General features: G+C 68.2%; 22 protein-coding genes. 12 read left to right on the top strand and 10 right to left on the bottom strand.

From position 1 onward, the window contains the following. Positions 1-730 (top strand): flagellin (locus tag VD964_RS15720; protein WP_324869479.1); only part of this gene is annotated, 730 nt, incomplete at its 5' end. A gap of 90 nt (positions 731-820) precedes the next feature. On the opposite strand, the gene VD964_RS15715 is transcribed toward VD964_RS15720, so the two are convergent. Then, complete coding sequence (locus tag VD964_RS15715) at positions 821-2,458, bottom strand: S10 family peptidase (protein ID WP_324869478.1); 1,638 nt, start codon at positions 2,456-2,458, stop codon at positions 821-823. A gap of 216 nt (positions 2,459-2,674) precedes the next feature. Between VD964_RS15715 and VD964_RS15710 the strand changes: the two genes are divergently transcribed. The 3 genes from VD964_RS15710 to VD964_RS15700 all read left to right on the top strand — a co-directional run bounded on the left by VD964_RS15710 (position 2,675) and on the right by VD964_RS15700 (position 5,883). Then, the gene (locus VD964_RS15710) at positions 2,675-4,381 is read left to right on the top strand and encodes a methyl-accepting chemotaxis protein (protein WP_324869477.1); all 1,707 of its coding nucleotides are present in this window, start codon (positions 2,675-2,677) and stop codon (positions 4,379-4,381) included. Between the two features lie 159 nt (positions 4,382-4,540). After that, positions 4,541-5,065: a hemerythrin family protein gene (locus VD964_RS15705; RefSeq protein WP_324869476.1), complete on the top strand. Its 525-nt coding sequence runs from the start codon at positions 4,541-4,543 to the stop codon at positions 5,063-5,065. 134 nt (positions 5,066-5,199) lie between these two features. Beyond that, positions 5,200-5,883 (top strand): orotate phosphoribosyltransferase, encoded by a 684-nt coding sequence (locus tag VD964_RS15700; protein WP_014247028.1) that lies wholly within the window; start codon positions 5,200-5,202, stop codon positions 5,881-5,883. A 44-nt stretch (positions 5,884-5,927) separates the two neighbouring features. Here the strand turns inward: VD964_RS15700 and VD964_RS15695 are convergent, their stop codons facing one another. From VD964_RS15695 to VD964_RS15675, 5 genes are all read right to left on the bottom strand, one after another. Beyond that, a complete protein-coding gene (locus tag VD964_RS15695; protein ID WP_324869475.1) occupies positions 5,928-7,025 on the bottom strand; it encodes an FkbM family methyltransferase in 1,098 nt (365 codons plus the stop codon). 100 nt (positions 7,026-7,125) lie between these two features. Beyond that, entirely contained in the window at positions 7,126-7,929 is an 804-nt protein-coding gene (locus tag VD964_RS15690; protein ID WP_324869474.1) for a galactosyltransferase-related protein, read from the bottom strand. Further along, positions 7,926-10,556, bottom strand: coding sequence for a tetratricopeptide repeat protein (locus tag VD964_RS15685; RefSeq protein WP_324869473.1), 2,631 nt, complete (start codon positions 10,554-10,556; stop codon positions 7,926-7,928). Before VD964_RS15685 ends, VD964_RS15690 begins: the two co-directional genes overlap by 4 nt. A gap of 64 nt (positions 10,557-10,620) precedes the next feature. Then, positions 10,621-11,343 carry a hypothetical protein gene (locus VD964_RS15680; RefSeq protein WP_324869472.1) on the bottom strand — a complete coding sequence of 241 codons (723 nt, stop codon included), beginning with the start codon at positions 11,341-11,343 and terminating at the stop codon, positions 10,621-10,623. 61 nt (positions 11,344-11,404) lie between these two features. Continuing rightward, on the bottom strand, positions 11,405-12,382 hold the full coding sequence (locus VD964_RS15675; RefSeq protein ID WP_324869471.1) for a glycosyltransferase family 10 domain-containing protein: 978 nt from the start codon (positions 12,380-12,382) through the stop codon (positions 11,405-11,407). A gap of 365 nt (positions 12,383-12,747) precedes the next feature. On the opposite strand from VD964_RS15675, the gene ileS reads away from it, so the two are divergent. From ileS to VD964_RS15650, 5 genes are all read left to right on the top strand, one after another. Continuing rightward, on the top strand, positions 12,748-15,591 hold the full coding sequence (gene ileS / locus VD964_RS15670) for an isoleucine--tRNA ligase (RefSeq protein ID WP_324869470.1): 2,844 nt from the start codon (positions 12,748-12,750) through the stop codon (positions 15,589-15,591). 145 nt (positions 15,592-15,736) lie between these two features. Beyond that, the gene (lspA, locus tag VD964_RS15665) at positions 15,737-16,240 is read left to right on the top strand and encodes a signal peptidase II (RefSeq protein ID WP_324869469.1); all 504 of its coding nucleotides are present in this window, start codon (positions 15,737-15,739) and stop codon (positions 16,238-16,240) included. A 106-nt stretch (positions 16,241-16,346) separates the two neighbouring features. After that, the gene (locus VD964_RS15660) at positions 16,347-16,940 is read left to right on the top strand and encodes a DUF3035 domain-containing protein (RefSeq protein ID WP_310114703.1); all 594 of its coding nucleotides are present in this window, start codon (positions 16,347-16,349) and stop codon (positions 16,938-16,940) included. Positions 16,941-17,066: 126 nt separating this feature from the next. Beyond that, positions 17,067-18,464 carry a pitrilysin family protein gene (locus VD964_RS15655; protein ID WP_324869468.1) on the top strand — a complete coding sequence of 466 codons (1,398 nt, stop codon included), beginning with the start codon at positions 17,067-17,069 and terminating at the stop codon, positions 18,462-18,464. Positions 18,465-18,763: 299 nt separating this feature from the next. Further along, entirely contained in the window at positions 18,764-20,035 is a 1,272-nt protein-coding gene (locus VD964_RS15650; protein WP_324869467.1) for a pitrilysin family protein, read from the top strand. Positions 20,036-20,202: 167 nt separating this feature from the next. Here the strand turns inward: VD964_RS15650 and VD964_RS15645 are convergent, their stop codons facing one another. Next, the gene (locus VD964_RS15645) at positions 20,203-20,370 is read right to left on the bottom strand and encodes a hypothetical protein (protein ID WP_310114708.1); all 168 of its coding nucleotides are present in this window, start codon (positions 20,368-20,370) and stop codon (positions 20,203-20,205) included. Between the two features lie 205 nt (positions 20,371-20,575). On the opposite strand from VD964_RS15645, the gene pgi reads away from it, so the two are divergent. The 3 genes from pgi to VD964_RS15630 all read left to right on the top strand — a co-directional run bounded on the left by pgi (position 20,576) and on the right by VD964_RS15630 (position 23,670). Next, complete coding sequence (gene pgi, locus VD964_RS15640) at positions 20,576-22,240, top strand: glucose-6-phosphate isomerase (RefSeq protein WP_324869466.1); 1,665 nt, start codon at positions 20,576-20,578, stop codon at positions 22,238-22,240. A 151-nt stretch (positions 22,241-22,391) separates the two neighbouring features. Next, positions 22,392-22,646: a hypothetical protein gene (locus VD964_RS15635; RefSeq protein ID WP_085088340.1), complete on the top strand. Its 255-nt coding sequence runs from the start codon at positions 22,392-22,394 to the stop codon at positions 22,644-22,646. Positions 22,647-22,833: 187 nt separating this feature from the next. Further along, on the top strand, positions 22,834-23,670 hold the full coding sequence (locus VD964_RS15630; protein ID WP_324869465.1) for a hypothetical protein: 837 nt from the start codon (positions 22,834-22,836) through the stop codon (positions 23,668-23,670). A gap of 60 nt (positions 23,671-23,730) precedes the next feature. Here the strand turns inward: VD964_RS15630 and VD964_RS15625 are convergent, their stop codons facing one another. The 3 genes from VD964_RS15625 to VD964_RS15615 form a co-directional block, all read right to left on the bottom strand. Next, entirely contained in the window at positions 23,731-24,636 is a 906-nt protein-coding gene (locus VD964_RS15625) for a LysR family transcriptional regulator (RefSeq protein ID WP_324869464.1), read from the bottom strand. A gap of 202 nt (positions 24,637-24,838) precedes the next feature. After that, positions 24,839-26,035 carry an acetate/propionate family kinase gene (locus VD964_RS15620; RefSeq protein WP_324869463.1) on the bottom strand — a complete coding sequence of 399 codons (1,197 nt, stop codon included), beginning with the start codon at positions 26,033-26,035 and terminating at the stop codon, positions 24,839-24,841. Between the two features lie 14 nt (positions 26,036-26,049). Next, on the bottom strand, positions 26,050-26,800 hold a 751-nt coding region (locus VD964_RS15615; RefSeq protein ID WP_324869462.1), incomplete at its 5' end, for a bifunctional enoyl-CoA hydratase/phosphate acetyltransferase.

The following is a 26,800-nucleotide window of genomic DNA, read 5'->3' as shown; positions in this document are numbered from 1 at the left end:
CTCGGAAAGCTTCGCGTCGGGCACGGTGGTGACCTTCACCGTCGACCGCAAGCTGCTGGAAGCGTCGAACAACCAGGGCAACGGCATCTCGACCATCGAGAAGAAGGTCGACCTGCAGATCCAGGTGACCAACTCCAACGGCGCCCAGGTCACCCGCGATGGCATGAGCGACCGCGGCGACGGCAAGCTGACCGGCGGCGAGCAGTCCTTCACCTTCGACACCGGCACGGTGCGGCTGGGCATCGATGCCACGACCATCCAGCAGGCGGCGTCGGCCAACTGCTCGGCCAACATCGTCACCAAGCAGATCTCCGATGCCACCACGTCGAACGACATCACGGTCCAGCTGAACGAGCGCAACACCAACTCGATCACCGTGAACGCGGTGAACCTGTCGACCAGCGGCCAGGGCCTGCGGATGGATGGCGCGCAGAACGACTGGATGGACCGCGCCGACATCGACAAGGCGGTTGCCGGCCTGGACAACGCCAAGGCGACGATCCGCTCCGCGTCGCAGTCGCTGTCGACCAACCTGAACATCATCACGACCCGCGAGAGCTTCACCAAGGAGTTCAGCGACGTGCTGACGGAAGGCGCCAGCAAGTTGACGCTGGCCGACCAGAACGAGGAAGGCGCCAGCCTGCTGATGCTGCAGACCCGTCAGCAGCTCGGCACCATCGCCCTCTCGCTGGCCAACCAGTCGCAGCAGTCGATCCTGCGCCTGTTCTAAGCCGGACCAGGGACGGACACACGAAAAGGGGCGCCCCCGCCGGGGCGCCCCTTTTCGATTCGCCCTCTCCGGCCATTCCAAAACGACTCGTCAGCGCCTGCGCAGGGATTCCTCGACCAGGGCGCGGGCATCGGCGGCAAGCGCGGCGCGGCCCTCCGCGCGCGTGTACATCATGTGCCCGCCCGGATGCACCGTCACCGCCACCCGGTCGCGCTCGCCCGCCGGCAACTCCAGCCTGGACGCCACCCAGCGCGAGGCCATGTAGGGGGTGATCAGGTCGGTACGGCCATGGACGATCAGCACCCGCAGCGCCGGCTGCAGGGTCAGCGCCGTCTGCAGCGCGTCGACGGCGCTCGGCACCGACATCCGCGGCCATTCCCAGTTCCGGTTGACCCGGTCGCTCAGCAGCCGGTAGGGCGCGTCGGTCCGCACCCCCAGAGCGTCATGGGCGTAGGCGGCGAAGGCCGTCGTGTAGGTCGGCACCGTCCCCTTCAGGAAGGGATCGAACGGAATGCGGGCCGCTCCCGGATCGGGATCGGCCGCAGTGAAGGTGCCGTCATAGATGCTGAGGATGCGCCCCTGGTCGCGCAGAAGCTCACGCGTGAAGACGCCCATCGGCACGCGCCCGCGCTGGCGCCGCACGATCTCCACCGGCAGGCCGGTGATGCGCGCCACCTCGGCGAAGACGTCCTGCCCCGCATCGAGCCGGCCATAGTCCAGCCCTGCCAGCCCGGCGAGATAGGGACCGAGCGCGAAACGCTCCGCCGCTTCGGCCGCCTGCTCCGGCGTACCCGGCCTGCGCCCCAGCGCGGCGGCGGCGGCCATGGGCGGCAGTTTCCAGGCCGGGCCGAGGATGCCGTCCTCGTCGATGGCGGCGAAATCGACGACGGGCGAGACCAGGATCAGCCCGTTCACCGCAAGCCCGACCTGATCGATCAGTTCGTCGGCCATCTTGGCGATGCGGAAACCGCCATAGCTCTCCCCGGCCAGGAAGGTGGGGGACGACCAGCGTCCCTGCCGGGTCAGCCACAGCCGGACGATCTCGGCCATCGCCCGCGCATCGCCATCCACCGACCAGAAGCGCTTCTCCGTCTCGTCGGGCTTCACGGCCCGGCTGAAGCCCGTCCCGACCGGATCGACGAAGACCAGATCGGTGAAGGCCAACCAGCTGTCGGGATTGTCGACGAGCGCGGCGGGCGGCGGCGGCAGGGTGCCGTCGGGCCCGAAGGCGACCACCTTGGGTCCCGCCGCGCCCAGGTGCATGTAGGCCGACGCGGCGCCCGGCCCGCCGTTGAACACGAAGGTGACCGGCCGCGGCCCATCGGCCGGGCTTTTCGGATCGGCGGTGTAGGACACCGTGAAGATGCGGGCAGCCAGTTCCTCCCTGGCGCCGTCGCGCAGCGGCAGGAACTCCGCCGTCGCACTGTAGGCCAGCGCCCCTCCCGGGAGCGGCAGGCCGTGACGGGTCACGCTGCGCTGCGGATCGAAGCCTTGGAGATCGTTCGTCTTGCCATCCCCGGGCTTGTGATCCGCGGGCTTGCGGTCCTCCGCCCGATCACCCGGCTTGGCGGCATCCGCCGCTTCCGTTCTGTCCTGCGCCTTGTCCTGAGCGGGGGCGGAAGCGGGAGCGAGCGGCGCCAGAAGGGCGGGCAGCAGCGCCAGAACCAGACCGGCGGATGGGGAACGGAGCCGTCGCGGCGGCCGGGCGGGCAAGGATGAGGGCGGCATCGACGGATCCAAGACGGAAACTCCCGAACGGTTGCTGGCCCGCCGCATATTGCGGCCCCCGCACCGATCCGCAACCCGCCCCCTGCCGGCAATCTGTCGGCCGCAGGCTTGCCAAGCGCGCTCCGCGCCACATCTCCTGCCTACCGAAAGTGTAATCTCTTTCGGGGTAAGGTAAGCTCCTTGCCCATCGGGCCATATTCGACGGGATGCGCCGCCATGTTCCTTTCCCGGCACGCCACCATCCGCACGCGGCTGTTCCTCGGCTTCGGCGTGGTGCTTCTTCTCCTGATGAGCCTGACCGTCATCGGCATCCGCGAGGTGCGGAAGATCGACTCCGACCTCACCCGGATCAACGAGGTGAACAGCGTCAAGCAGCGCTACGCCATCAACTTCCGCGGCAGCGTGCATGACCGCGCCATCGCGTTGCGCGACGTGGTGCTGGCCACCGAACCGACGACCCTGTCCGCGGCACTCGCCGACATCGACCGGCTTGCCGCCTTCTACGAGCAATCCGCCAAGCCTCTCGACGCCATGTTCGCGAGCATGGCCGACATCGAGCCGGAAGAACGGTCCCTGCTTGCCGGCATCAAGGAAATCGAGGCGAAGACCCTGCCGGCGCTCAAAGCGGTCGTCGCCGCCCGCAAGGCCAACGACATGGCCGGCGCGCAGAAGGCGCTGATGCAGGACGCCCGCCCGGCCTTCAACGAATGGCTGAAGCGCATCAACGCCTTCATCGACCTGCAGGAACACAAGAACCAGCAGATCGCCGCCCGCACGCGCGAGGTCGCCAGCGGCTTCCAGACGCTGATGCTGTCTCTCTGCGGCGCCGCCCTGCTGCTGGCCGCCGGTTTCGGGCTGTGGACGGTGGCCGCCCTGCGCCCGCTGCGCCGGCTGACCGACGCGATGCTGACGCTGGCGAAGGGCGACCTGACCGTGGCCGTGCCGACCTCCGAGTCCCGGGACGAGATCGGACTGATCACCGGTGCCGTCGAGGTGTTCAAGGCCAATGCGGTGGAGGCCGACGCCTTCCGCCGCCGCCAGGCCGAGGCCGAGCACGCCGCCGAGGAGCGCAAGCGGGCCGAGATGGCGGCGCTGGCCGATCGGTTCGAGAGCGAGGTGAAGGGCGTGGTCGACAGCGTTTCCACCTCCTCGACCGAGGTGCGGACGCTGGCGCGGTCGCTGGCGACCACCGCCGACCATACCGAGACCCAGGCGACCACCGTCGCCGCCGCGTCCGAACAGGCATCGGTCAATGTCCAGACCGTCGCCGCCGCCGCAGAGGAACTGGCGGCCTCCATTGCCGAGATCGGACGGCAGATCGGCGAGAGCAGCCGCAAGGCCAGGCACGCGGCCGACCAGGCGGACGGCACCAACCGCATCGTCGACGGCCTGTCCGCCAAGGCGAACCAGATCGGCGACGTGGTGAACCTGATCAGTTCCATCGCCGGACAGACCAACCTGCTGGCGCTGAACGCCACCATCGAGGCCGCCCGCGCCGGCGAAGCGGGCAAGGGCTTCGCCGTGGTGGCGAGCGAGGTGAAGAGCCTCGCCAACCAGACCGCCAAGGCGACCGGCGACATCTCGCAGCAGATCCAGGAAATCCAGACGGCGACCGCCGACGCCGTGCAGGCGATCCAGAGCATCGCCGCGACGATCGGCGAGGTGAACGACATCGTCGGCACCATCGCCCAGGCGGTCGACGGCCAGAACGCCGCAACCATGGAGATCGCCCGCAACGTCCAGCAGGCGGCGGCCGGCACCAACGAGGTGTCCTCGTCCATCGGCGGCGTCCTGCAGGCGGCGTCGGAGACCGGAAGCGGGGCCTCGCGCCTGCTTTCCTCCTCCGGCGAGCTGTCGAAGCAGGCGGAGTTGCTGCGCAGTCAGGTGGACCGCTTCCTGGGCAGCGTCCGCGGCGCCGTCTGAGTTCAGTCAGACGAACCGTGGGCATAAAGCAGGGACGCGGCAATAGGTAGCATCGCCGATGCTTGCGGCCGGCGGCCGGGAAATCTAGGAGATTCCGGCTGCCGCACGTCCTGCGCGCGCCATCCCCCGGATGCACCTCCGACCAGCACGGGTCCCGCCATGATCGACAACTCCATGAGCGACAGCGAGAGTGCCGACATGAGCGACAGCGAGAGCGCCGGCACCGTCGATTACGGCCGCCTCGTGTGGAGCGACGACCTGGTCCTGGGCATCGCATCGATCGACGAGCAGCATCGCGAGTGGATCGCCCTGGTCCAGGCATTCGAGCGCGCCGTCACCGAAGGCCATCCGGCCGAGGAGATGCGCAGGACCCTCGCCGCCGCCGTCGCCTACACCGAGTCGCATTTCGCCGACGAACAGCAGGTGATGGAGGACGCGGGCTATCCCTTCCTCGACGACCACCTCGCCCAGCACCAGCTCGCCTGGGACCGCGTCCATGCCTTCGCTTCCGGCGAGGTGGCGGACGAGGAGGTTCGCAACAGCCTGGCGGAATTCCTGCCGCAATGGCTGATGCTGCACATCAACACCGCCGACCGCCAGTTCGCACGCTGGCTGAAGGGCAGCGCCGCCGCCGGCACTCCGGCGGACCCGGCGGGCCGGGTGTTCGGCGACATCCCGGTCTGAATCCCCGGCCTGAATCCCCGGTCAGAATCCCTCGTCCGGCAGGTCCGCAACTCCCCCCGCCGTTGCGATTCCGCGATCACGCCGCTACACAGGGGGCACCGCGCGAGCCATCCCGTTTTCCGGAGTCTTCCGTCATGTCGACCCTGCCCGATCAGGCCACCATCGCCGCCACCGCGGCCAAGATCCTGCTGGAGATCAAGGCGCTGCATTTCAACGCCGAGACGCCCTTCATCTTCACCTCGGGCTGGGCCAGCCCGGTCTACACCGATTGCCGCCGCATCGTGTCCTTCCCACGCGCCCGCAAGGCGCTGATGGACTTCGCGGTCGCCACGATCGAGCGCGAGATCGGCTATGAGGCCATCGACGCGGTGGCCGGCGGCGAGACCGCCGGCATTCCCTTCGCCGCCTGGATCGCCGACCGTCTGGAACTGCCGATGCAGTATGTGCGCAAGAAGCCCAAGGGCTTCGGCCGCAACGCCCAGATCGAAGGCCTGCTGACCGAAGGGCAGCGCGTCCTGCTGGTCGAGGATCTGGCGACCGACGGCAAGAGCAAGGAGAACTTCGTCACCGCGCTGCGCAACGGCGGCGCTCAGGTGACCGATACCTTCGTGATCTTCCACTACGGCATCTTCCCGCAGTCGAAGGTCAACATGGATGCCATCGGCGTGCGTCTGCACGCGCTGTGCACCTGGTGGGACGTGCTGAAGGTCGCCCGCGACAACCGCTATTTCGACGAGAACACCCTGTCGGAGGTCGAGAAGTTCCTGAACGACCCGGTCGGCTGGTCGTCGGCCCACGGCGGCAAGTCGAGCATGTGATCGTTGCCGGGGGCGGCCACCGCGCCGCCCCCGAGACTGTTCCGTCAGCCGCGGCGAACGTAAAAGGCGTCGCCCCAACTGTGATGAAAGGGGCTGACCTCCTCCACCCGCTGGTAGCCGTGCGGGAACAGCAGGTCGTCGATGTCGGCGATCCGTCCGCAGCCCTCGTAAAGTTCCGCGTAATTCACCTCGACCGACACGGCGTCGAAGCGCCCCAGCAGCGGACCGCAGCCGGCCAGGATCATCCGCTCCGCACCTTGTGTGTCGATGGCCAGCACATTGTAGGCGCCGGCATCGATGCCGAATTCCGCCAGAAGGTCGGGCAACGGGGCCGCATCGACCTCGATGGTGCCGGTCAGCGTGATACCGGGATAGACGTCCAGATGTTCCTTCGGGGGCAGCAGAGAACTGGATTGGCTGCCGCTCATCCGCGAAAAGGGAAGCCGTCCGGCCCGGTCCGACACCGCACGGTTGATGCAGGTAACATCCGGATTTGAGGCAAAGCGCGGGGCAAGGCGGGCATAGGTGTCCGGATCGGCCTCCACGAACAGGACCCGGCGGCAGCCGGCTTCGACATACTGGGGATATTCCTCGCCCTCATGTGCGCCGATATGGACGATCCCGCGCGGGACGATGCCATAGCGCGGAAACAACTCCGAATAGTGGAACATTGACCTGTCGCGGGTGAACAGCCGCTGCCAATGGCGCGGAGCCACCGCCAGATGGGTGCAAGCCGCGCCGTCCGCCGGTGGTTGCTGGCAGTGCTGCAAAGTCCGGCCATCGAACCGGAACATCGCATAGCGGCTGCCCTGCAGCAGATCATACAGCCCCGACAGGTCGCCGCCGGCCTCGGTCCCGTCGAACTGGACGAAATCGATGCGACGGAGCCGCAGCATCTCCCCGGCGCTCTCCAGCGCAGCCAATGCGCCGCCGTTGCGATGCAGCACCAGCCAGTCGACATGCCGGAGGCCCAACCGGGCACACCAGCCGTCGATCGAGCCGGGCGCATCCTCGGCGATTACGGCATGATCTTCGGACCGCAATTCCGCGGACCAGGCCGCCGCCCCCTGTCCGGCTGCCAGCAGCGTGGCGCCGCCCTTCAGGAAACTCTGCAGCAAGGTGTTCACCGGCGCATCGTTCATGTTTGTCTCGTTTCCAATTGACCGATCTCCTTGCCGCAAGCGCGACGAGCCTGCCGGGAAGCGATCTTAAATTCCGCCATCGGCAAAATGACAAGCCGTCTCATGAGGCTCCCTGCGCGGCGGCCGCCGCTGCCTGATCGGGCCTGGGGACATGATTGAACCGGACTCGGACGATTTCCCAGCGTCCTTGCGCCTGCGCGACAGCGCCGTCGCAAGGGCGGCGGTCCAGCACGTCGAAGGACAGCGTGGACAGCCCGTCGCCGGCCGGGATCTTGCCGGTGGACCAAAGCTCCTGAAAGACGCGGCGGTTGACCAGGGAGATGGGGGACGGCGCCGCATCCGGCGTGAAGCCGTCATTGTCGTGGTCAAGCGGCTGGAAGCGCCCCTTGCGCCGGCCGGTGGGGATTCGGCGCGCCCGGATCCGCAGCGAAAAGTCGAAATCCTCGTAGCCCCAGCCCCAGAAGGCGTTGGAATAGCCGTCCACCTGCCGCATGACCGCGTTCGGCATCAGCAGCGCGCCGCCCATCGTGCTTTCCAGGTTGGTCGTCACCGTGCGGTCCGACCGTCCCGGCGCGACCGGCCGCTGTTCCGCCCCGTACCACAGAATGGGGGTGGGGCAGTCGGCCCAGGAATAATCGGCATCGACGGGCAGGTAATCGACGTCGTGCAGGCAGGTGTAGTCGGTCCGCTCCTCGCCCAGCAGGAACCCGGCATTCTTCAGGGCGCCCCGGTTGAAGGGAAGCCCGGCCTCCTGCTCCACGATGGTCACGCGATAATCGATCCGCGGGACCAGCCGGTCGAAATAGGCGCTCACCCACGGCACGAACTGCCGGAGATGGCTTTCGCGATCCCGGTAGGGGACGACGATGTGGAGCCGCTTTCCCGCGCTGTCGCCAGTCGTCATGGGACTTCCCCTTCTCCCTGTATGGCGGATGCTGCGCCGCCGGTGTCGCCGGCCGAGATCGTTATCGGCCGCGGCGTTCCACCGGCCCGGTGATTTTCCCACATCGCCCGGTAGGCCTCCTCCAGATGCCGGGTGAAGCGCGGCGTGTCGAACAGCGGACAGACCGGCCGGTTACGCGCCAGCCGCTGCCGCATGTCATGGAGCCGTTCAGGCGAGCGGGCGAGCGCCACCGCCGCACCCTCATAGGCCTCCTGCCCGTCGACGATCAGGTCGGGCAGACCGGCCGCCCGCAGCAGGCTGGCCGCCACACGCCCTGCGAAGGTCGTCCCGCAGCGTGTCAGCACCGGCAGGCCCGCCCACAGGGCGTCGCTGGCCGTGGTGTGCGCATTGTAGGGAAGCGTATCGAGGAACAGGTCCGCCAGCCGGTGCCGCGCCAGATGCCCGGCATGGGGCAAGGGCTTGGCGAAGACGAGCCGATGGGGATCGATGCCGCGGGCCTCGCCCTCGCGGCGCAGGTTTGCCATCACCTGAGGGTTCCCGGCATAAAGCCACAGCACGCTGCCGGGCACCGCCGCCAGGATGCGCGCCCAGCCGTCGAACAGGGCGGGCGTCAGCTTGTAGGCGCTGTTGAAGCAGCAGAAGACGAAACCGTCGGCCGGCAGCCCGCACTCCGCACGGGTCGGCGTGGCCTCGGCGATGGCGCGCCGGCGGTCGTTGGGCTGGTAGCAATCGGGTAGCCGCACCACCCGTTCGGTGAAGAAAATCTCCTCGTCCGGCGCGACCACCGTGGGGTCGGCGACGATGTAGTCGACGAACTCGGCCCCCAGCGTGCCCGGATAGCCCAGCCAGTTGACCTGCACCGGGGCCGGACGGGCCGCCAGGATCGAGGTGCGCGAGAAGGTGGTGAAGCCGGTCAGATCGACCAGGATGTCGATGCCGTCCGCCGCGATGGCCCGCGCCGCATCGGCATCGGTGTGGCGGCGCAGGTCGACGAAGCGCTCGATTCCACGCTCGAACCGCCGGCGCAGCGCGCTGCCGTCGTCGATGCCGGTCGAATAGGCGGTGACGGCGAAGCGGGAGCGATCATGCGTCTCCAGGGCGTCGACCATCAGGTGGCCCATCGCATGCTCGCGGAAATCCGCCGACAGGTAGCCGATCCGCAGGCGCCCGTCGCGCGCGACCGCGGCGGGCCGGACCACCGGAACAGCGCCGCGGGCTTTGGCCGCCGCCCAGCGGGCCGCAGCCGACTGCTGGTCGGCCAGGGTCGAGGCGCAGGACAGGACGTCGAAGGGGGACACGCCTTCCGCCCCCTCGCGGACCCGCCGGAGGAGTTGCGCCTCCAGCCGGTCCAGATCGCGCCAGTCGCACAGAAGCCTCTGCTGACGGACGAGCTGACCCAAGGCCGCGGCATGGTCCGGAACCAGCCGCAGCACCCGCCGGCAGGCGTCTACCGACACCGCGCTCCAGCCGGCCATGGCGGCGGCCATCGCCAGATCGGCATGGGCATCGGATCCGCCGGGGTCGAGGGCGACGGCATTGCGCAGGACGGCGACGGCGGCATCGGCGCGGACGGCCTCCGCCAGCACGCCGCCCAGCCGCCGCCAAGCCTCGCCGTTCGCCGGCTGCCGGGTCAGCAGGGCCTTGAGGACCGCCAGCGCGCCGTCCGCATCGTGCAGGCTCGACAGGAGCAGGGCCAGATTGATCTCCGCCACCGGAAAGTCGGGCTGCAGGTCCAGCGCCGCGCGGTATTGGACCACGGCGTCCTGCGGGCGGCCGAGTTCCCGCAGGGCATTGGCGAGATTGTTGCGCGCCGCCGGGTCGGACGGCTCCAGCCGGACCGCGGCCGACGCCGCGCGCCTCGCCTCCTCCCGCCGTTCCGCCGTATGGGCGGCGTTGCCGAGCGCCAGCCAGTTCCGCGCGCTCGCCGGATCGAGCGCCACCGCAAGACGGCCGGCGCCGAGCGCTTCGGCCGGACGGCCGGCGGCATCGAGCGTACCGGTCAGGTTGTGCCAGTTGTCCGCATCCAGGGGCGCGAAGCCGACCGCCTTGCGGAAGGCGGCCTCCGCCTCCGCGCCCCGGCCCATGCGGTGGAGCGCCACGCCCAGCTTCGACCAGGACGCAGCATCGGCGGGGGCGAGCCGCGCCGCCTCCCGATGGGCGGCGGCGGCCTCTGCGAAGCGACCCAGATCCTGCAGGGCGACGCCGAGGTTGTTGTGGACCTCCCCCAGATGGGAGTGGGTCGCCAGCACCTTGCGGTAATGGGGCTCGGCATCCTGCGGGCGTCCCTGCCGGTGCAGGGCCAGCGCCAGACCGTAATGCGCATCGACCGACGCAGGGGCGACCCGCAGCGCCGCCGCATAGACCGTCGCCGCCGCATCCCAGCGCGCCATGGCGGCCATGGCGGCGCCGAAGTCGAGATAGACCTCCGGATCCTTCGCGATGGCCAGCGACTTCTGGAACAGGATCACCGCCTCGCGCGGGCGGCCCAGACTCAACTCCACCACGCCCAGCCGGTGCAGGGCGGCCGGATTCTGCGGCTCGGCCTCCAGCGCTTTCAGATAGCAGGCCCTCGCCTCCTCCAGGTTGCCGCTGTTTTCCGCCGCCACGGCGCGGGTGAAGCTGGTCATGCGCTGCCGATCGGTACTGGCGGTTGACGGGGACGGGTCCGGCATTTGTCTGCCATAGCCGACCTCAGTCGCGCCAGCGCGTGTGTTCCACGATGCGGGGAATCTCGGCGGGACGGTGGCCGTCCCCCCATTGCGAGATGTCGGGAATGGCGGTCACGCCGTGGCGGCGGCCGAGCAGGCTGAGGATGCTTTGGTCATGGCGATGGTCGCGGAACTCAGGATAGTTCGGCAGGCCGCATTCGTTGGGGGCATCGGTGATCAGCCGGGCATCCTGGGCATAGCGCAGCCATTGCGAAACGAAGTCCATGCTTTCCGGCCCGCGCTCACAAACGATGAAGCTGGCGAGGATCTGCGGCGCGTCGGTGTAGGCAGGCTGGTCCTGCCCCATGAAATGGAAGCAGTCGCGCTTGGTCCAGACGCGGTTGCTGTGATGGTCCTCCAGCGTGAACAGCAGGACCGGCAGGTCGCGCCGCCGGCGGCAGAGTTCGATCACCGGGTCGACGCTGTGGACGAAATGGGCGCCGCTGTCGCTGTAGAACAGGATGTCCCCGTCCTGCAGATGCTTGCGCAGCATCAGGTCGATGAAATAGGGCTTCCACAGCCAATAGCCGGCCCCGCGTGGCTGCTCCAGGATATGCCGGTTGCGGGCGGCGAAGGCGGCATCGATATGGTGCCGCCCCATCATGGCCACCTCGTCGAAGCCGCCGACCTCCAGCCCGGTCCTGGCGTTGTATTTCTGCGCCGTCGTGAAGGCCCCGTCGGCATAATTCAGCAGCACCCGCTTCATCGCCCGCTCCCCCGCCGCTGCAAGGCGGCTTTGTCACTTCGGCTTATTCAATTGGCGCCGCTCACAGGCGGCTTTCGATCCATTCGGCCAGGCGGAAGGCATCGAAGTAGAAATCCTCCGTGCCGAGGAAGGGCGGCGTGCTGCGGTAGCGGCGATAGGTGTCGTAATCGTCGTCGACCGCCAGGATGGCGTCGATCGCCTCCTCGTCGGAGGAATAGCGCGACACGTCGATGAAGCTGCCGGCGGCGACATCGCGCAGCACGCCGGGGTCCCCCCAATAGAGCGGCACGACGCCGGCCTGGAAACCGTCGAGGATCTTTTCCGTCAGATAGCCGGGATATGACGCATTCTCGAAGGCGAAGGCGAAGCGGTAGCGGGAGAAGACCCGGATCTTCGGCATCCAGCCCATCTTCACCACGCTGCCGGTGTTGTTCAGCAGCCAGCCCACCGATTCCACATGGCGCCGCGCGCAGAGCATCTGGAAGAAGTCGTTGCGGCGGGCGCAGTTGGGATTCTTGTAGAGGAAGGCGCAGAACTTCCGCTTGGCCGCCTCTTCCCGCGTCGGCGGCACCGGCGGCAGGACCGGATGGCAGAAATGCGGCGTCGCCCCCTCCCGCATATGGTCCCAGGCATGCATGACGTAGAGCGGCAGACGGTAATGCCGGGGATCGTCGATGCGGTCGAACGACACCGACATATCGACGCCATCGAGCGGAGGCCGAACATTCTCCCCGGTGAAGAACAGCCCGCGGGCGGTCCGCGCCTCCCGATGGCGGGTGCCGAACACCGACACGATGGCGAGGTCGCAGTCGTTGTCGACGACCGACACGTCGAAGCGGCTCGACAGGATGTCCACGAAGAAGTTCGCGGACGGATTGAACTCCGGCCAGAAATCGAAGAAGGCGATCTTCAGCCGCGGCCGGGCGCCGCGGCCGCCGCGCTCCGGCCCATGCAGGAGGAAGCGGTCGAGAACCGCCGGGTCCTTGTTGGCGGAAGCGAGATATTCGGCCAGGAAGTCGCTTGTCCGTGGATCGATCATGCCCGCCGATGCCCTTGCGCGTGCTGCCTGCCAGCTCCGTCCGCCGGGAACCATCCCTCCCCCGGACGCTCCGGCGGCAACACCGTAGAATTGCCGCCATCCGGTGACCAGCGGATTTTTCGGACCCTGCCGTGCCGCGGGCCGGCGTGAGCCGTCCTTGACCGCACCGCACACGCCGCTAATATCCCGCGCCATGGACGTCTCACTGCGGATCCCGATGATGTGCGCTCCGGCGCATCGCGCGCGAATTACCGGCCCGGCTCTCTGAGGAGGGCCGGGATAGAGACCTGCTGTGTTCCGGGTGGCGCCACGGCCAGTCCTGCCGGCCGCCGCCCGACGGTGATGCTTTCCCCCAGGGATCCCATATGACCCGCGATTACAAATCGACCGTCTTCCTGCCCCGCACCGACTTCCCCATGCGCGGCGGCCTGCCGACCAAAGAGCCCGAGCTGCTGAAGCGCTGGGCCGAGATGGACCTGTTCGGCAAGCTGCGCGCCGGCGCCAAGGGCCGCAAGAAGTTCGTGCTGCATGACGGCCCGCCCTATGCCAACGGCAACATCCACATCGGCCATGCCGTCAACAAGATCCTGAAGGACGTGATCGTCCGCTTCCGCCAGATGCAGGGCTTCGACGCCGACTATGTCCCCGGCTGGGACTGCCACGGCCTGCCCATCGAGTGGAAGATCGAGGAGAAGTACCGCAAGGCCGGCAAGAACAAGGATGACGTGCCGCTCATCCAGTTCCGCGCCGAATGCCGCCAGTTCGCCGAGGAATGGGTCGGCATCCAGGCCGCCGAGTTCCGCCGGCTGGGCGTCGAAGGCGACTGGAAGCACCCCTACGCCACCATGACCTTCCCGGCCGAGGCGCAGATCGTCCGCGAAATCCACAAGTTCGCGCTGAACGGCGGCCTGTACAAGGGCTCCAAGCCGGTCATGTGGTCGGTGGTGGAGAAGACCGCGCTGGCCGATGCCGAGGTGGAATACCACGACCACACCTCCACCACCGTCTTCGCCCGCTTCCCCGTCTGGGGATCGTCGGCGCCGGAGGTGGACGAGGCCAGCATCGTCATCTGGACGACCACCCCCTGGACCCTGCCGGCCAACCGCGCCATCGCCTATGGCGACGAGATCGAATACGCGACCTTCAAGGTGACCGCCGTCGCCGAAGGCAGCAAGGCCGTGGTCGGCGAGCGTCTGGTGCTCGCCACCGGCGTGGCCGAGGGCGTGCTGAAGGAGGCCGGCGTCACCGAGTGGAAGCAGTTGCACCGCTTCCCCGGCTCGCGCCTTGCCGGCACCTATTGCCGCCACCCGTTGAACGGCAAGGGCTACGACTTCAAGGTGCCGCTGCTGGCCGGCGACTTCGTGACGACCGACGCCGGTTCGGGCTTCGTCCACATCGCCCCCGGCCATGGCGAGGACGACTTCCGCCTGGGTCAGGCCAACGGCATCGAGGTGCCGCAGACGGTGGGCGAGGATGGGCGCTATTACGCCCATGTGCCGCTGTTCGCCGGTCTGGCAGTCTACACCGACCAGGGCAAGCCCGGCCCGGCCAACAAGGCGGTGCTGGAGGCGTTCGATGAAGCCGGGTCGCTGCTGGCCAGCAACCGCATCAAGCACAGCTACCCGCACAGCTGGCGCTCCAAGGCTCCGCTGATCTTCCGCACCACGCCGCAGTGGTTCATCTCGATGGAGACGAACGACCTGCGCAAGGTGGCGCTGCAGGCGATCTCCGACACCCGCTGGATCCCGACCCAGGGCGAGAACCGCATCCGCTCGATGATCGAGAGCCGTCCGGACTGGTGCATCAGCCGCCAGCGCGCCTGGGGCGTGCCGATCGCCCTGTTCGTCCGCAAGGCGACCGGCGAGATCCTGCGCGACGAGGCGGTGTTCGCCCGCATCGCCGACGTCTTCCAGCAGGAGGGCGCCGACGCCTGGTTCGCCCGCGATCCGCAGGATTTCCTCGGCAACGGCTATGCCGCCGAGGAGTTCGAGCAGGTCCGGGACATCGTCGACGTCTGGTTCGAGTCCGGCTCCTCCCACGCCTTCGTGCTGGAGCAGCGGCTTGAGGAGCTGGCTTGGCCGGCCGACCTCTACCTGGAAGGCTCCGACCAGCATCGCGGCTGGTTCCATTCCTCGCTGCTGGAAAGCTGCGGCACGCGCGGCCGGGCGCCCTACAACGCGGTGCTGACCCACGGCTTCGTCCTGGACGAGCAGGGCCGCAAGATGTCCAAGTCGCTGGGCAACGTGGTCGCCCCGCAGGAGGTCTGCGACCAGTACGGCGCCGACATCCTGCGCCTGTGGATCATCAACTCGGACTATTCGGAAGACCTCCGCATCGGCAAGGAGATCATCAAGACCCAGGCCGACCTGTACCGCCGCCTGCGCAACACGCTGCGCTACCTGCTGGGCGCGCTCGCCGACTACACCCCGGCTGAGCGGATCGACGCCGCCGAGATGCCGGAACTGGAGCGCTGGGTCCTGCACCGCCTGTCGGAGCTCGACGCGCTGGTTCGCGAGAAGGTCGAGGCCTACGACTTCCATGCCCTGTTCGTGGCCCTGCACAACTTCTGTGCGGTGGAGCTGTCGGCCTTCTACTTCGACGTCCGCAAGGACAGCCTCTATTGCGACGCGGTCGATTCGGTGCGCCGCCGGTCGGTGCGGACGGTGATGGAGCGTCTGTTCTCCACCCTGACCGCCTGGCTCGCCCCGATCCTCTGCTTCACTGCGGAAGAGGCGTGGCTGGCCCGGCCGGAAGGCCTGACCAGCGGCCAGGGCTGGACCGACGAGAGCGTGCATCTGCGCGGCTTCCCGGAGGTGCCGGCGGGGTGGCGCAACGACGCTCTCGCCGCCAAGTGGGAGGCGGTGCGCAACGTCCGCCGCGTCGTCACCGGCGCGCTGGAGCTTGAGCGCGCAAACAAGACCATCGGCTCGTCGCTGCAGGCCGATCCGACCGTCCATGTCGACGCCGCCACCAAGGCCCTGCTGGCCGACGTGGACTTCCAGGACGTCTGCATCACCTCCGCCATCGAGGTGACGGACGCGGCGGCGCCGGACGGGGCCTTCACCCTGCCCGACGTTCCCGGCATCGCCGTCGCCCCGGCGCTCGCCGAAGGCGAGAAGTGCGAGCGCTGCTGGAAGGTCCTGGAGGAAGTCGGCACGGTCCACGACCATCCGACTCTCTGCGTCCGCTGCTCCGACGCGGTGGCATGAAGCCGTACACTGCAATCGCGGTCCTATCCCCTCTCCCCCCCGGGGAGAGGGTTAGGGTGAGGGGGATCCGCCTGCCGGACGCCCGTCGCCGCGCATCCCCCTCACCCCGACCCTCTCCCCGGGGGGGAGAGGGAGGATTGGGCACATGAACAGCTTCGTCGCCAACCAATCCCGTTCCTACTGGCTGTTCGGGCTGATCGTCGCCGCGGTGGTGGTCGTGCTCGACCAGGGCAGCAAATGGTGGATCCTCGAACGGGTCATGCAGCCGATCCCGCATGTCATCGAGGTGACGTCCTTCTTCAACCTCGTGCTGGTGTGGAACTACGGCGTCAGCTTCGGCACCTTCGCCAGCGGCGGGGCGCTGATGCCCTATATCCTGAGCGCCATCGCCGCGGTGATCGCCGTCTGCCTCGTCATCTGGATGCGGCAGGCCGAAAGCCGGCTTGCGGCGCTGGCGCTGGGCTTCATCATCGGCGGCGCGGTGGGCAACGTCGCCGACCGGCTGCTGCACGGCGCGGTGGTCGACTTCCTGGATTTCCATTTCGGCGGCTGGCATTTCTGGGCCTTCAACGTTGCCGACAGCGGAATCAGCGTCGGCGTGGTCCTGCTGCTGATCGACGGACTGTTCGCGGACCGCGAAAAGTCGTAAGAGTTCCGTCGCCGGTGGCGTTATAACCGCCGGCGAGCGCTGACCATGCGGCCTCGACCTCCTGGCCGGGTCGCTACGACGTGACAGACGACGGGATCCTCCGAACGTGACCAGCATCTCCTCCGCCCTCTCCCTCTCCCGGACCCGGCTTCCTCTGCTTGGGCTGGCGCTTGCGGCGTTGACGCTCGCCGGCTGCTCGGATGTTCGCCGCTCCATCGGTCTCGACCGCCAGAGCCCCGACGAGTTCGCCGTCGTTTCCCGCGCTCCGCTGACCCTGCCGCCCAGCCTGCAGGACCTGCCGCGGCCGCGCCCCGGCGCCGCCCGTCCGCAGGACAGCACGCCGACCCAGATGGCGGCCGGCGCCGTGTTCGGCGGCTCCTCGCGCGGCAACGCCAGGGCGGCGGCCGGCTCCACCGCGGGCGAGAAGTCGCTGGTCGCCCAGGCCGCGGCGCGCGACGGCATCGACCCCAACATCCGCACCAAGGTCGATCAGGAAACCACCCAGCTGATCATCGCCGACAAGAGCTGGATCGATTCGCTGCTGTTCTGGCAGAAGCAGGAGCAGCCCTACTCGCTGGTCGACCCCGCCAAGGAGCAGCAGCGCCTGCGCGAGGCCCAGGCCCAGGGCAAGTCTGTGGACGGCACCGCCACGCCGGTGATCGAACGCAAGCGCAAGGCGCCGCTGGAAGGCCTGTTCTAAGCAGAGGTGATCGCCCCCGGATGGTTCGAACCTTGTCGCGGGCGCCACATCACACCAGTTTCCGGGGGCGTCCTTCCCAGCGAAGGGCGCCTCTTTCGATTCGGACCTCCTGCTCCGGGAGCCCTCATGCTCGCCTACCTTCCAGCCCGCCGCCTTGCCGCGGCCGGATTCCTGGCCCTGACGATGACCGTCGCCGCCCCCCTGATGCCGGTGCCGATCGCCGCACCGCCCGCCCATGCGGCGGAAAAGGGGGTATTCTTCCCTGAGAGCTTCACCCTGTCGAACGGCATGCAGGTGGTGATCGTCCCCAACCACCGCGTTCCGGTCGTGACCCACATGGTCTGGTACAAGGTGGGGGCCGCCGACGAGGAGCGCGGCCAGTCCGGCATCGCCCATTTTCTGGAACACCTGATGTTCAAGGGGACGGAGGTGATCCCGCCCGGCGAGTTCAGCCGCATCGTCGCCAAGAACGGCGGGCGCGACAACGCCTTCACCAGCTACGACTACACCGCCTATTACCAGAACGTCGCCCGCGACCGGCTGGAGATGGTGATGCGGATGGAGGCCGACCGCATGGCCAACCTGAAGCTGACCGACACGGTGGTCTATCCCGAACGCGACGTCATCATCGAAGAGCGGCGCCAGCGCGTCGAGAACGAGCCGGCCGACCGCATCGGCGAGCAGATCAACGCCACAATGTTCGTCCATCACCCCTACGGCACCCCGGTGATCGGCTGGCCGCAGGAGATGGCCGGGCTGACGCGGGAAATGGCGGAGAGCTTCTACAAGACCTGGTACACGCCCAACAACGCCATCCTGGTGGTGTCCGGCGACGTCACCGCGGCGGAGCTGAAGCCGCTGGCCGAGCGCTATTACGGCGCCATCCCCGCCCGTCCGGTGCCGGAGCGCAAGCGGGTGAGCGAACCGCCGATGAGTGCCGCAAGGCAGGTCGTTCTGCGCGACGAGGAAGTGCGGCAGCCGTCGGTGCGCCGCAGTTGGATCGCGCCCTCCTACCGCCTCGATCCGAACGGCCATGCCTATGCGCTGCAGGTGCTGGCCGAGATCATGAGCGGCGGCACCACGTCCCGCCTCTACCGCAGCCTCGTGGTGGACCAGAAGGTCGCGACCTCCGCCTGGCTCGGCTATGGCCCCACCGCCTGGGACATGGCCACGCTCGGCGTCGGCGCCAGCCCGGCGGCGGGCGTGCCGATGGACAAGCTCGAATCGGCGCTGTGGGCGGAAATCGACAAGCTGCTGAAGTCCGGCGTGACGGAGGAAGAGGTCGCAACCGCGCGCAAGCGCATGCTGGCCGCGGCGGCCTATGCCCGCGACAGCCTGACCGGCCCGGCCCAGACGCTTGGCGCCGCGCTGGCGACCGGCCAGAGCCTGGACGATGTGGAAAGCTGGCCGGTGCGCATCGACGCCGTCACCGCCGATCAGGTCAACGCCGCCGCCCGCGCCGTGCTGAGCCAGACCAATCACGTCACCGGCCTGCTGCTGCCCCCGACCGGAAAGGACAGTTGAGGATGAGCGTACTCCATTTCCATCGACTTTCTTCCCCCTCTCCCCCCCGCTCACGCGCAAACTTCGTTTGCGCTGACGCGGCAGGCGGACCTTTGGTCCGCCGAGAGCGGGGAGAGGGTCGGGGTGAGGGGGATGCACGGCGTGGCTTTTCCCGACTGGCGAAGCGCTTGCGCAAGACTTTCTCCTCGCCGCGGTTCCCCCTCACCCTAACCCTCTCCCCGGGGGGGAGAGGGAATCTGCGCCTGACTGCTGCAATATTCTTTGTTACTGCGCTGACCCTTTTCTCCCCTGCCCACGCCATGGACATCAAGCGCGTGGTCAGCCCCGGCGGGATCGAGGCTTGGCTGGTCGAAGACCACAAGGTTCCGGTTCTGGCGATCGAATGGGCCTTCGAAGGGGCCGGCGGCACCGATCCGAAGGGCAAGGAGGGGCTGGCGAACCTCGCCTCCACCATGCTCGACGAAGGGGCCGGTCCCTACGACTCACAGGCCTTCCAGGCGCGGCTGCAGGACAAGGCCATCGCGCTGGGCTTCGATGCAGGGCGCGACGGGTTCAGCGGCTCGCTGCGCACCCTGACCGAGCATCGCGACGAGGCGCTGGACCTGACCCGGCTTGCCCTGACCGAGCCGCATTTCGCGCCCGAAGCGCTGGACCGCATGCGGGCCTCGATCATGGCCAGCCTGCGGCGGGATCTCGCCGACCCCAACTATGTCGCGCGCCGTCAGTTCTACGCCACCGCCTTTCCCGACCATCCCTATGGCGGCGAGGTACGCGGCACGCTGGAGACTCTGCCCACCATCACGCCCGACGACCTGCGCGCCTTCGTGAAGGGCCAGTTCGGCCGCGACCGATTGGTGGTGGCCGCCGCCGGTGACATCTCGCCGGAGGATCTCGGCAAGGCGCTGGACCGGGTGTTCGGCACGCTGCCGGCCAAGACCGAGGCGCCGGCCATCGCCGACGTGACGATGGCCGGGCTGGGCCAGACCATCCTGCTGCCGCGCCCGACGGCGCAGACCGTCATGCTGATGGGCCAGCCGGGGGTGAAGCGCGACGATCCCGACTGGTACGCCGCCACGGTGATGAACTATGTGCTGGGCGGCGGCGGCTTCGGCTCCCGCCTGATGGAGGAGGTCCGGGAGAAGCGCGGGCTGAGCTACGGCGTCTACAGCTACCTGATCCCGATGGATCATGCCGCCGTGGTGATGGCCGGCGGCTCCACCGTCAACGCCAAGGCCGGACAGGCGCTGGACATCATCCGCCAGGAATGGGCGCGCATGGCGAAGGACGGCCTGACCGACCAGGAAATGGCCGACGCCAAGACCTATCTGACCGGCTCCTTCCCGCTGCAGCTTGGCTCGACCCAGGCCATCGCCCGCGTCCTGCTGCAGGTGAAGCGGGACAAACTGGGCATCGACTATCTGAACCAGCGCGACCGCTACATCAACGGCGTGACCCAGGCCGACATCAAGCGCGTCGCCCAGCGCCTGCTCGACCCGGCCAAGCTGCTGACCGTGCTGGTCGGCAAGCCGGAAGGCGTGACGCCGACGCGGACGGTCGACGGGGGGAGTTGAGGGGCGTTACAGCTCCGGGTGCCCCCTCCCCATCCCTCCCCCGCATTGCGGGAGAGGGGGCAGGACTCTTGGCGGCATGGTTTCAATCGCGAAGCGTCGGCAGTCCCCTCTCCCGCGAAGCGGGGGAGGGTTAGGGAGGGGGCAAACCCGCTCCGAAGCCCCTCCCCTCACGCCAAATCCGGCTGACTCCCCGGAAACCGCGGATCGCTCGGGTCGACCGGGCTGCCGGGCACCTTGCCCGGGATGATCCCGACCTGATCCGGCCGCGCGGCGTCGTCGCGGTCGCGTTGCTCCTCGCGCTCTTCCAATGGCGGGGTAACGGGCTTGTCCGACATGGCGTCCTCCTGTTGCGGATCCTCCGATCCACAACACCCAACGCCCCATCTCGGTTGCACCCCTGGCCGGCACGCATAGGCCGTTAAGCCGCGCCGACTGCCGCGTTTTGGCCCGTGGCCGTTGCCGATTGTCGGTGCTAGGCTCCCCACGCCCCGCAGATGGGCCGCGTCAAAGGACCGCTGACGTCAAGGAGTCCAAAGCATCATGACCGCGCTGACCCGTTCCCCCTCCCATACGCCGGCTTGGGCCGCTCTCGCCCGGCACCGCCAGGACATGGCCGGCACGCACATGCGTGACCTGTTCGCCGCCGATCCCGGCCGGTTCAAAGCCTTCTCGATGGAGGCCGCGGGGCTGTTCCTCGATTATTCGAAGAACCGCATCACGCGGGACACGGTCGGCCTGCTGCTCGACCTCGCCCGCCAGCAGGATGTCGAGGGTGCCCGCGCCCGCATGTTCGGCGGCGAGCCGATCAACCTGACCGAAAAGCGCGCCGTGCTGCACACCGCGCTGCGCAACCGCTCCGACCGCCCGGTGACGGTGGATGGCCGCGACGTGATGCCCGCTGTCCGCGCCGTGCTGGAGCGGATGGACGCCTTCGCCGCCTCCGTCCGCGACGGCGAATGGCGCGGCTACACCGGCCAGCCGATCACCGACGTGGTGAACATCGGCATCGGCGGCTCCGACCTCGGCCCGGTGATGGCGACGGAGGCGCTGAAGCCCTTCGCCCATGCCCATGTCGCGCTGCATTTCGTCTCCAACGTCGACGGTACCCATCTGGCCGAACAGCTGAAGTGGCTGGATCCGGAGACGACGCTGTTCGTCATCGCTTCCAAGACCTTCACGACGCAGGAGACGCTGACCAACGCCCATTCCGCCCGCCGCTGGTTCCTGGAAACCGCGAAGGACGAGGCGCATGTCGCCAAGCATTTCGTCGCCGTCTCCACCAACGAGACGGAGGTGCGCAAGTTCGGCATCGACCCGGCCAACATGTTCGGCTTCTGGGACTGGGTCGGCGGCCGCTACTCGCTGTGGTCGGCCATCGGCCTGCCGATCATGATCGCCATCGGGCCGGAGCGCTTCGCCGAGATGCTGGCCGGCGCCCATGCGATGGACGAGCATTTCCGCACCGCGCCGCTGGAGCGCAACATGCCGGTGCTGATGGGCCTGCTGGGCGTCTGGTACCGCAATTTCTGGGACGCCTCGTCCTACGCGGTGCTGCCCTACGACCAGTATCTGCACCGCTTCCCCGCCTATCTCCAGCAGCTGGACATGGAGAGCAACGGCAAGTCGGTGACCCGCGGCGGCGAGCCGGTGGACTACCAGACCGGCCCGGTTCTGTTCGGCGAGCCCGGCACCAACGGCCAGCACGCCTTCTACCAGCTGATCCACCAGGGCACCTCGCTGATCCCCTGCGACTTCATTGCGGCGGCGACCACCCATAACCCGATCGGGGCGGAGGCCGGCGCCCATCACCGCATCCTGCTGTCCAACGTCTTCGCCCAGGCCGAGGCGCTGATGCGCGGCAAGACCGCCGACGAGGTGCGGGCGGAGATGACCAAGGCCGGCAAGCCGGCGGATGAGGTTGAGGCGCTGGTCCCCCACCGCGTCTTCCCCGGCAACCGCCCGTCCAACACCATCATGATCCAGAGCCTGACCCCGGCGACGCTGGGTGCCCTGATCGCGCTGTACGAGCACAAGGTCTTTGTCCAGGGCATCGTCTGGGACATCAACAGCTTCGACCAGTGGGGCGTCGAACTGGGGAAGCAGTTGGCCAACACCATCCTGCCGGAGATGGAGAGCGGCCCGGCCGAGGGGGCGCATGACAGCTCCACCACTGGGCTGATGGCGTGGTGGCGGGCGCACCGGTAAGCAACGGCCCGGCTTACGCCAAGTAATTGTATGTATACGAACGCTATCGGGCGAATCGGTCCTCTCCCGATGGCGTTCGGAACATTGCGGCTGCGTCTTGGTTGAAGTGCGAAGCGGTCTTTGCACCAATCCACTTTAGCGGAGCAGCACCATGTCCACCCGTTTACGCCTCGCCATCCTGATCTACGGCATGATCCAGGGTGTGGTCTTCGGCATCGGCACCGTCCTGGTTCTGGCGGTCCCCAGCTTTTCCGAGCAGGCGATGACGCTGATGCCGACCGTGGTGATCCTCAGCATCGTGCTGGCGGCCCCCATCGCCTGGTTCGTGGCGCCGCGGATGCGCCTGCGCTTCTGGCAGCGCCGGGAAGAGCGGCAGCAGGCGCCGCGCCGCGTCACGCTGTCCTGACCACTCCGTCGGGGGTGTCTTCCGCGACCATGGCGAACAGCCAGTCGCGGAAGAATGGCGTGATGGCGGATGCATTGCACTTAGATAGGTAACTTATTAAATCAATATTGCCTTGAGCATGCGCCAACTTCTTGATGCGCCAGCTTCTCTTGCATACTATAAAAGCAATGCACCGAAAGGCTGTGAGATGACAAAGATCGTTGGGTCGCAGATTCTGCTCGATGCAACCATTGGCATAGTCAAGCCCAGCGGGGCGTCCACACGCCCTTCCTCTTCCATCGCCTCTCAGGATCCACCACGCCCGCCCCTTAACGATATCGTGGATCTGTCCGATGCCGCGCGCCGGGTAATGGGGCGTGAACAACCGACTGCTCTATCGGCCGAACGCGATCAGGAGATCCGACACACCGGCGGTGCAGTTCCGGCAATGGCGGACTGGGCCAATGCGACAAGCGAGTATATGGGAAAGGCCGCCGACGCTTTTCGCGTCGCCTTCGGCTTATCCGACAGTATCTCAATCACCACTGGCCGGGCCGGAACGGCCATGATGGACGCCGTTGCCGCAAGTCGGGGAATCGACAAGCCCAAACCGCCATCCGCCCTGGCAGAGGCCGGTGAGAGCGAAGCGGGAGCAACCGTAGAGGACCGCGAGGCCGGCGCAGGCTTCATCGGGTTGAGCATAACCGATCGGCAGGATCCGCGTTTTGGTCAAAAGCTGGATATGGCGTTCAATCGTGCCGCCGGGATCGGGCCGGAGTCCATGACGCTGTTGCGTTTGGATGACCGGCAGGACGGCGGCGCGCTGGCCCGCTCGATTGGTGCCGGACCACTGGGCAAGCTGCTGTCGCCCAAGAGCGGAGATGATGCCAGCGTGTTCGCGGTCACCGATGGCGGCACTGGACCGAATGCGCGAGTCGCCGCCGCGATCCGTTCCGTTGGTATGGACGATTTTGCGACTTCAGCGCTGACAATCGTCAAGGCGGTCGGCAGCTACTTGCCCGGGGGCGGCACCGACAGCCAATAAGAAGGGGAAGCTGGGAAGGATCGATGGCCGGAATCCGGCCTCCGTCTCCATCTTGTCCTCTCAAGCCGCAGTGTCTTCCGTGACCATGGCGAACAGCCAGTCGCGGAAGGCGCGCATGGTCGGCGTCTCTGGCCGTGATTTCAGCGCGGTCAGCCAATAGGCGCCCTTGCACACGGTGACGGCGAAGGGCTGCTCGATCAGGCCGAGCGCCAGCGGCCGGCGGAACATCGATACCGGGGCCAGCGCCACCCCGGCCCCCTGGATCGCCGCCTCCACCATCAGGGAGGAGGAGTCGAAGACCGGCCCCTTGACCGGCGGCATGGCTGACGGCTCCACCCCCGCGGCGGCGAACCAGCCCGGCCATTCGTCGGCCCGGTAGGTGCGCAACAGGGTTTCGCGGCCGACATCGGCGGGGTCGCGCAGGCGGCGGGCGATCTCCGGCGCGCAGAGCACCGACAGCGGCGCGTCGAACAGGCGGACCGCGTCGGTGCCGTGCCAAGCGCCATCGCCGAAGCGGATGGCGTAGTCCAGCCCCTCCGCCGCGATGTCGACGCGGTTGTTGTTGGTGGACAGGCGCAGGTCGACGAAGGGATGCGCCTCACGGAAGCGCGTCAGCCGCGGCAGCAGCCAACCGATGGCGAAGGTGCCGACGGCGCCGACCGTCAGCACCTCGCGGAACCGTCCGCCCTCGAACTGGTCGAGCAGCCCGCCGATGCGGTCGAACGCTTCCTCCAGAGTCGGCAGCAGCGCCCGCCCCTCGTCGGTCAGGGCAAGGCCGCGCGGCAGCCGGTGGAACAGGCTGGCGCCCAGCCGTTCCTCCAGCAGCTTGACCTGATGGCTGACGGCGGCCTGGGTGACGCACAGCTCGATGGCGGCGCGGGTGAAGCTGAGATGCCGCGCCGACGCCTCGAAGGCGCGCAGGGCGTTCAACGGCAGATAGGGGCGGACCACGGATTCCCCGGACAATGCTGGGTGTCTGGGGGCGTGCTAGCACCGAATGGGGGGTGGGCTCCAGGGGGATGTGGGGGTTTTGGCTAACGATGCCCCCTCCCTAACCCTCCCCCGCGTTCCGCGGGAGAGGGAACTGCCGCTGAACTCCCGCAAAGCTCCTACCCCCTCCACCGCGAAGCGGGGGAGGGATGGGGAGGGGGCGACGAGGCTACACCCCTCACCGCCCCGTCAGCACCTTGCGCGTGTGCAGCGCGATCATCCGTTCCTCGTCGGTCGGGATGACGTAGACCGGCAGGCGGCTGCCGGGGGTGGAGATCTTCGCCGCATTGGCCTCGTTGGCCGCCGCGTCGATCTCCACGCCCATCCAGGCCAGCTTGTCGCCGACCCGCGCCCGAACGGGGGCGGAGCGTTCGCCGATGCCGGCGGTGAACACCACCGCATCCACCCCGCCCATCGAGGCGGCCAGCGCGCCGGTCTCCTTGGCGATGCGGAAGCAGAACAGCTCCACCGCCTCCTGCGCATGCGGGTCGCTGCTGTCGAGCAGGGCGCGCATGTCGTTGGAGATGCCCGACACGCCGAGCAGGCCCGACTTGTTGTACAGCATCTTCTCGATGGCGCCGGCGTCCATGCCCTTGCGCATCAGATAGATCAGCACGCCGGGATCGATGGTGCCGCAGCGGGTGCCCATCGGCAGGCCGTCGAGCGCGGTGAAGCCCATCGTGCTGTCGACGCTGCGCCCGCCATGGATGGCGCACATGCTGGCGCCGCTGCCGAGATGGGCGACGACCACCCGCGAGTCGCCCAGTTCCGGCGCGATTTCCGGCAGGCGGCGGGCGATGTACTCGTAGGACAGGCCGTGGAAGCCGTAGCGGCGGACGCCCTCCTCCGTCAGTTCCCGCGGGATGGCGAAGGTCTGGGCCTGCCAAGGCTGGTTGCGGTGGAAGGCGGTGTCGAAGCAGGCGACCTGCGGCAGCTCCGGATGCGCCTCGGCCAGCGCGCGGATGGCGGCGAGGTTGTGCGGCTGGTGCAGCGGGGCAAGCGGGACCAGACCGTCCAGCTCGTCCAGCAGGGCCGGGGTCAGCAGCACCGGGGCGGCATGGCGGACGCCGCCATGGACCACCCGGTGGCCGGCGGCGATCAGCGTCGCCCCCTCCAGCCGCTCCTCGATCCAGTCGAGCAGGTAGGACAGCAGCGCCGTGCGGTCGCTGGCCTCTCCGGCCCCCCAACTCTTGTCGGCGAGCGGACGGCGCTGGGCGTCCTTGGCCTCGAACACCGGCTGGGTGCCGATGCCCGAGATCTGGCCGTTGATGGTGACCACCGGATCCCCGCCGCCATGATCCCGGAACACCGAGAATTTCAGGCTGGAGGAGCCGGCATTGATGACGAGGATCGCGTTGGACGTCGCGTTGGACATGTGCCCTGCCCTCCTCACTCGGCCGCGGCGGCGGCACCGCGGCGGCGGGCGGCGGCCGACAGGACGGCCACGGCGCAGGACGCCAGACGGGTGCGGACATTGTCGGCGCGGCTGGTCAGGATGATCGGCACGCGGGCGCCCAGAACGATGCCGGCGGCATCGGCATGGGCCAGGAAGGACAGCTGCTTGGCCAGCATGTTGCCGGCCTCCAGGTCGGGGACCAGCAGGATGTCGGCCTGCCCGGCCACCTCGGACTTGATGCCCTTGGTGATGGCGGCCTCGCGGCTGATGGCGTTGTCGAAGGCCAGCGGGCCGTCCAGGATGCCGCCGGTGATCTGGCCGCGGTCGGCCATCTTGCACAAGGCCGCCGCTTCCAGCGTGGTGGCGATCTTCGGGTTCAGCGTCTCCACCGCCGAGAGGATGGCGACCTTCGGCACCTCCACGCCCAGCACCTTGGCCAGGTCGATGGCGTTCTGGACGATGTGCACCTTGTCTTCCAGCGTCGGGTAGATGTTGATCGCGGCGTCGGTGATCAGCAGGGCGCGCGGGTAGGTCGGCACGTTCATGATGAAGACGTGGCTGAGGCGCCGGCCGGTGCGCAGGCCGGTCTCCTTCTTGACCACGGCGCTCATCAGCTCGTCGGTGTGCAGCGAGCCCTTCATCACCGCCTCGGCCTCGCCGGTGCGGGCGAGCGCCACCGCGGTTTCGGCGGCGGCGTGGCTGTGCTCGACATCGACGATGCGGTAGGGGTCGATGTCCAGGCCG

Source organism: Azospirillum sp. (assembly GCF_035628975.1).
Taxonomy (GTDB): domain Bacteria; phylum Pseudomonadota; class Alphaproteobacteria; order Azospirillales; family Azospirillaceae; genus Azospirillum.
Note: the sequence above shows the minus strand (reverse complement) of the source record. Positions and strands in the feature narration are given on the sequence as shown.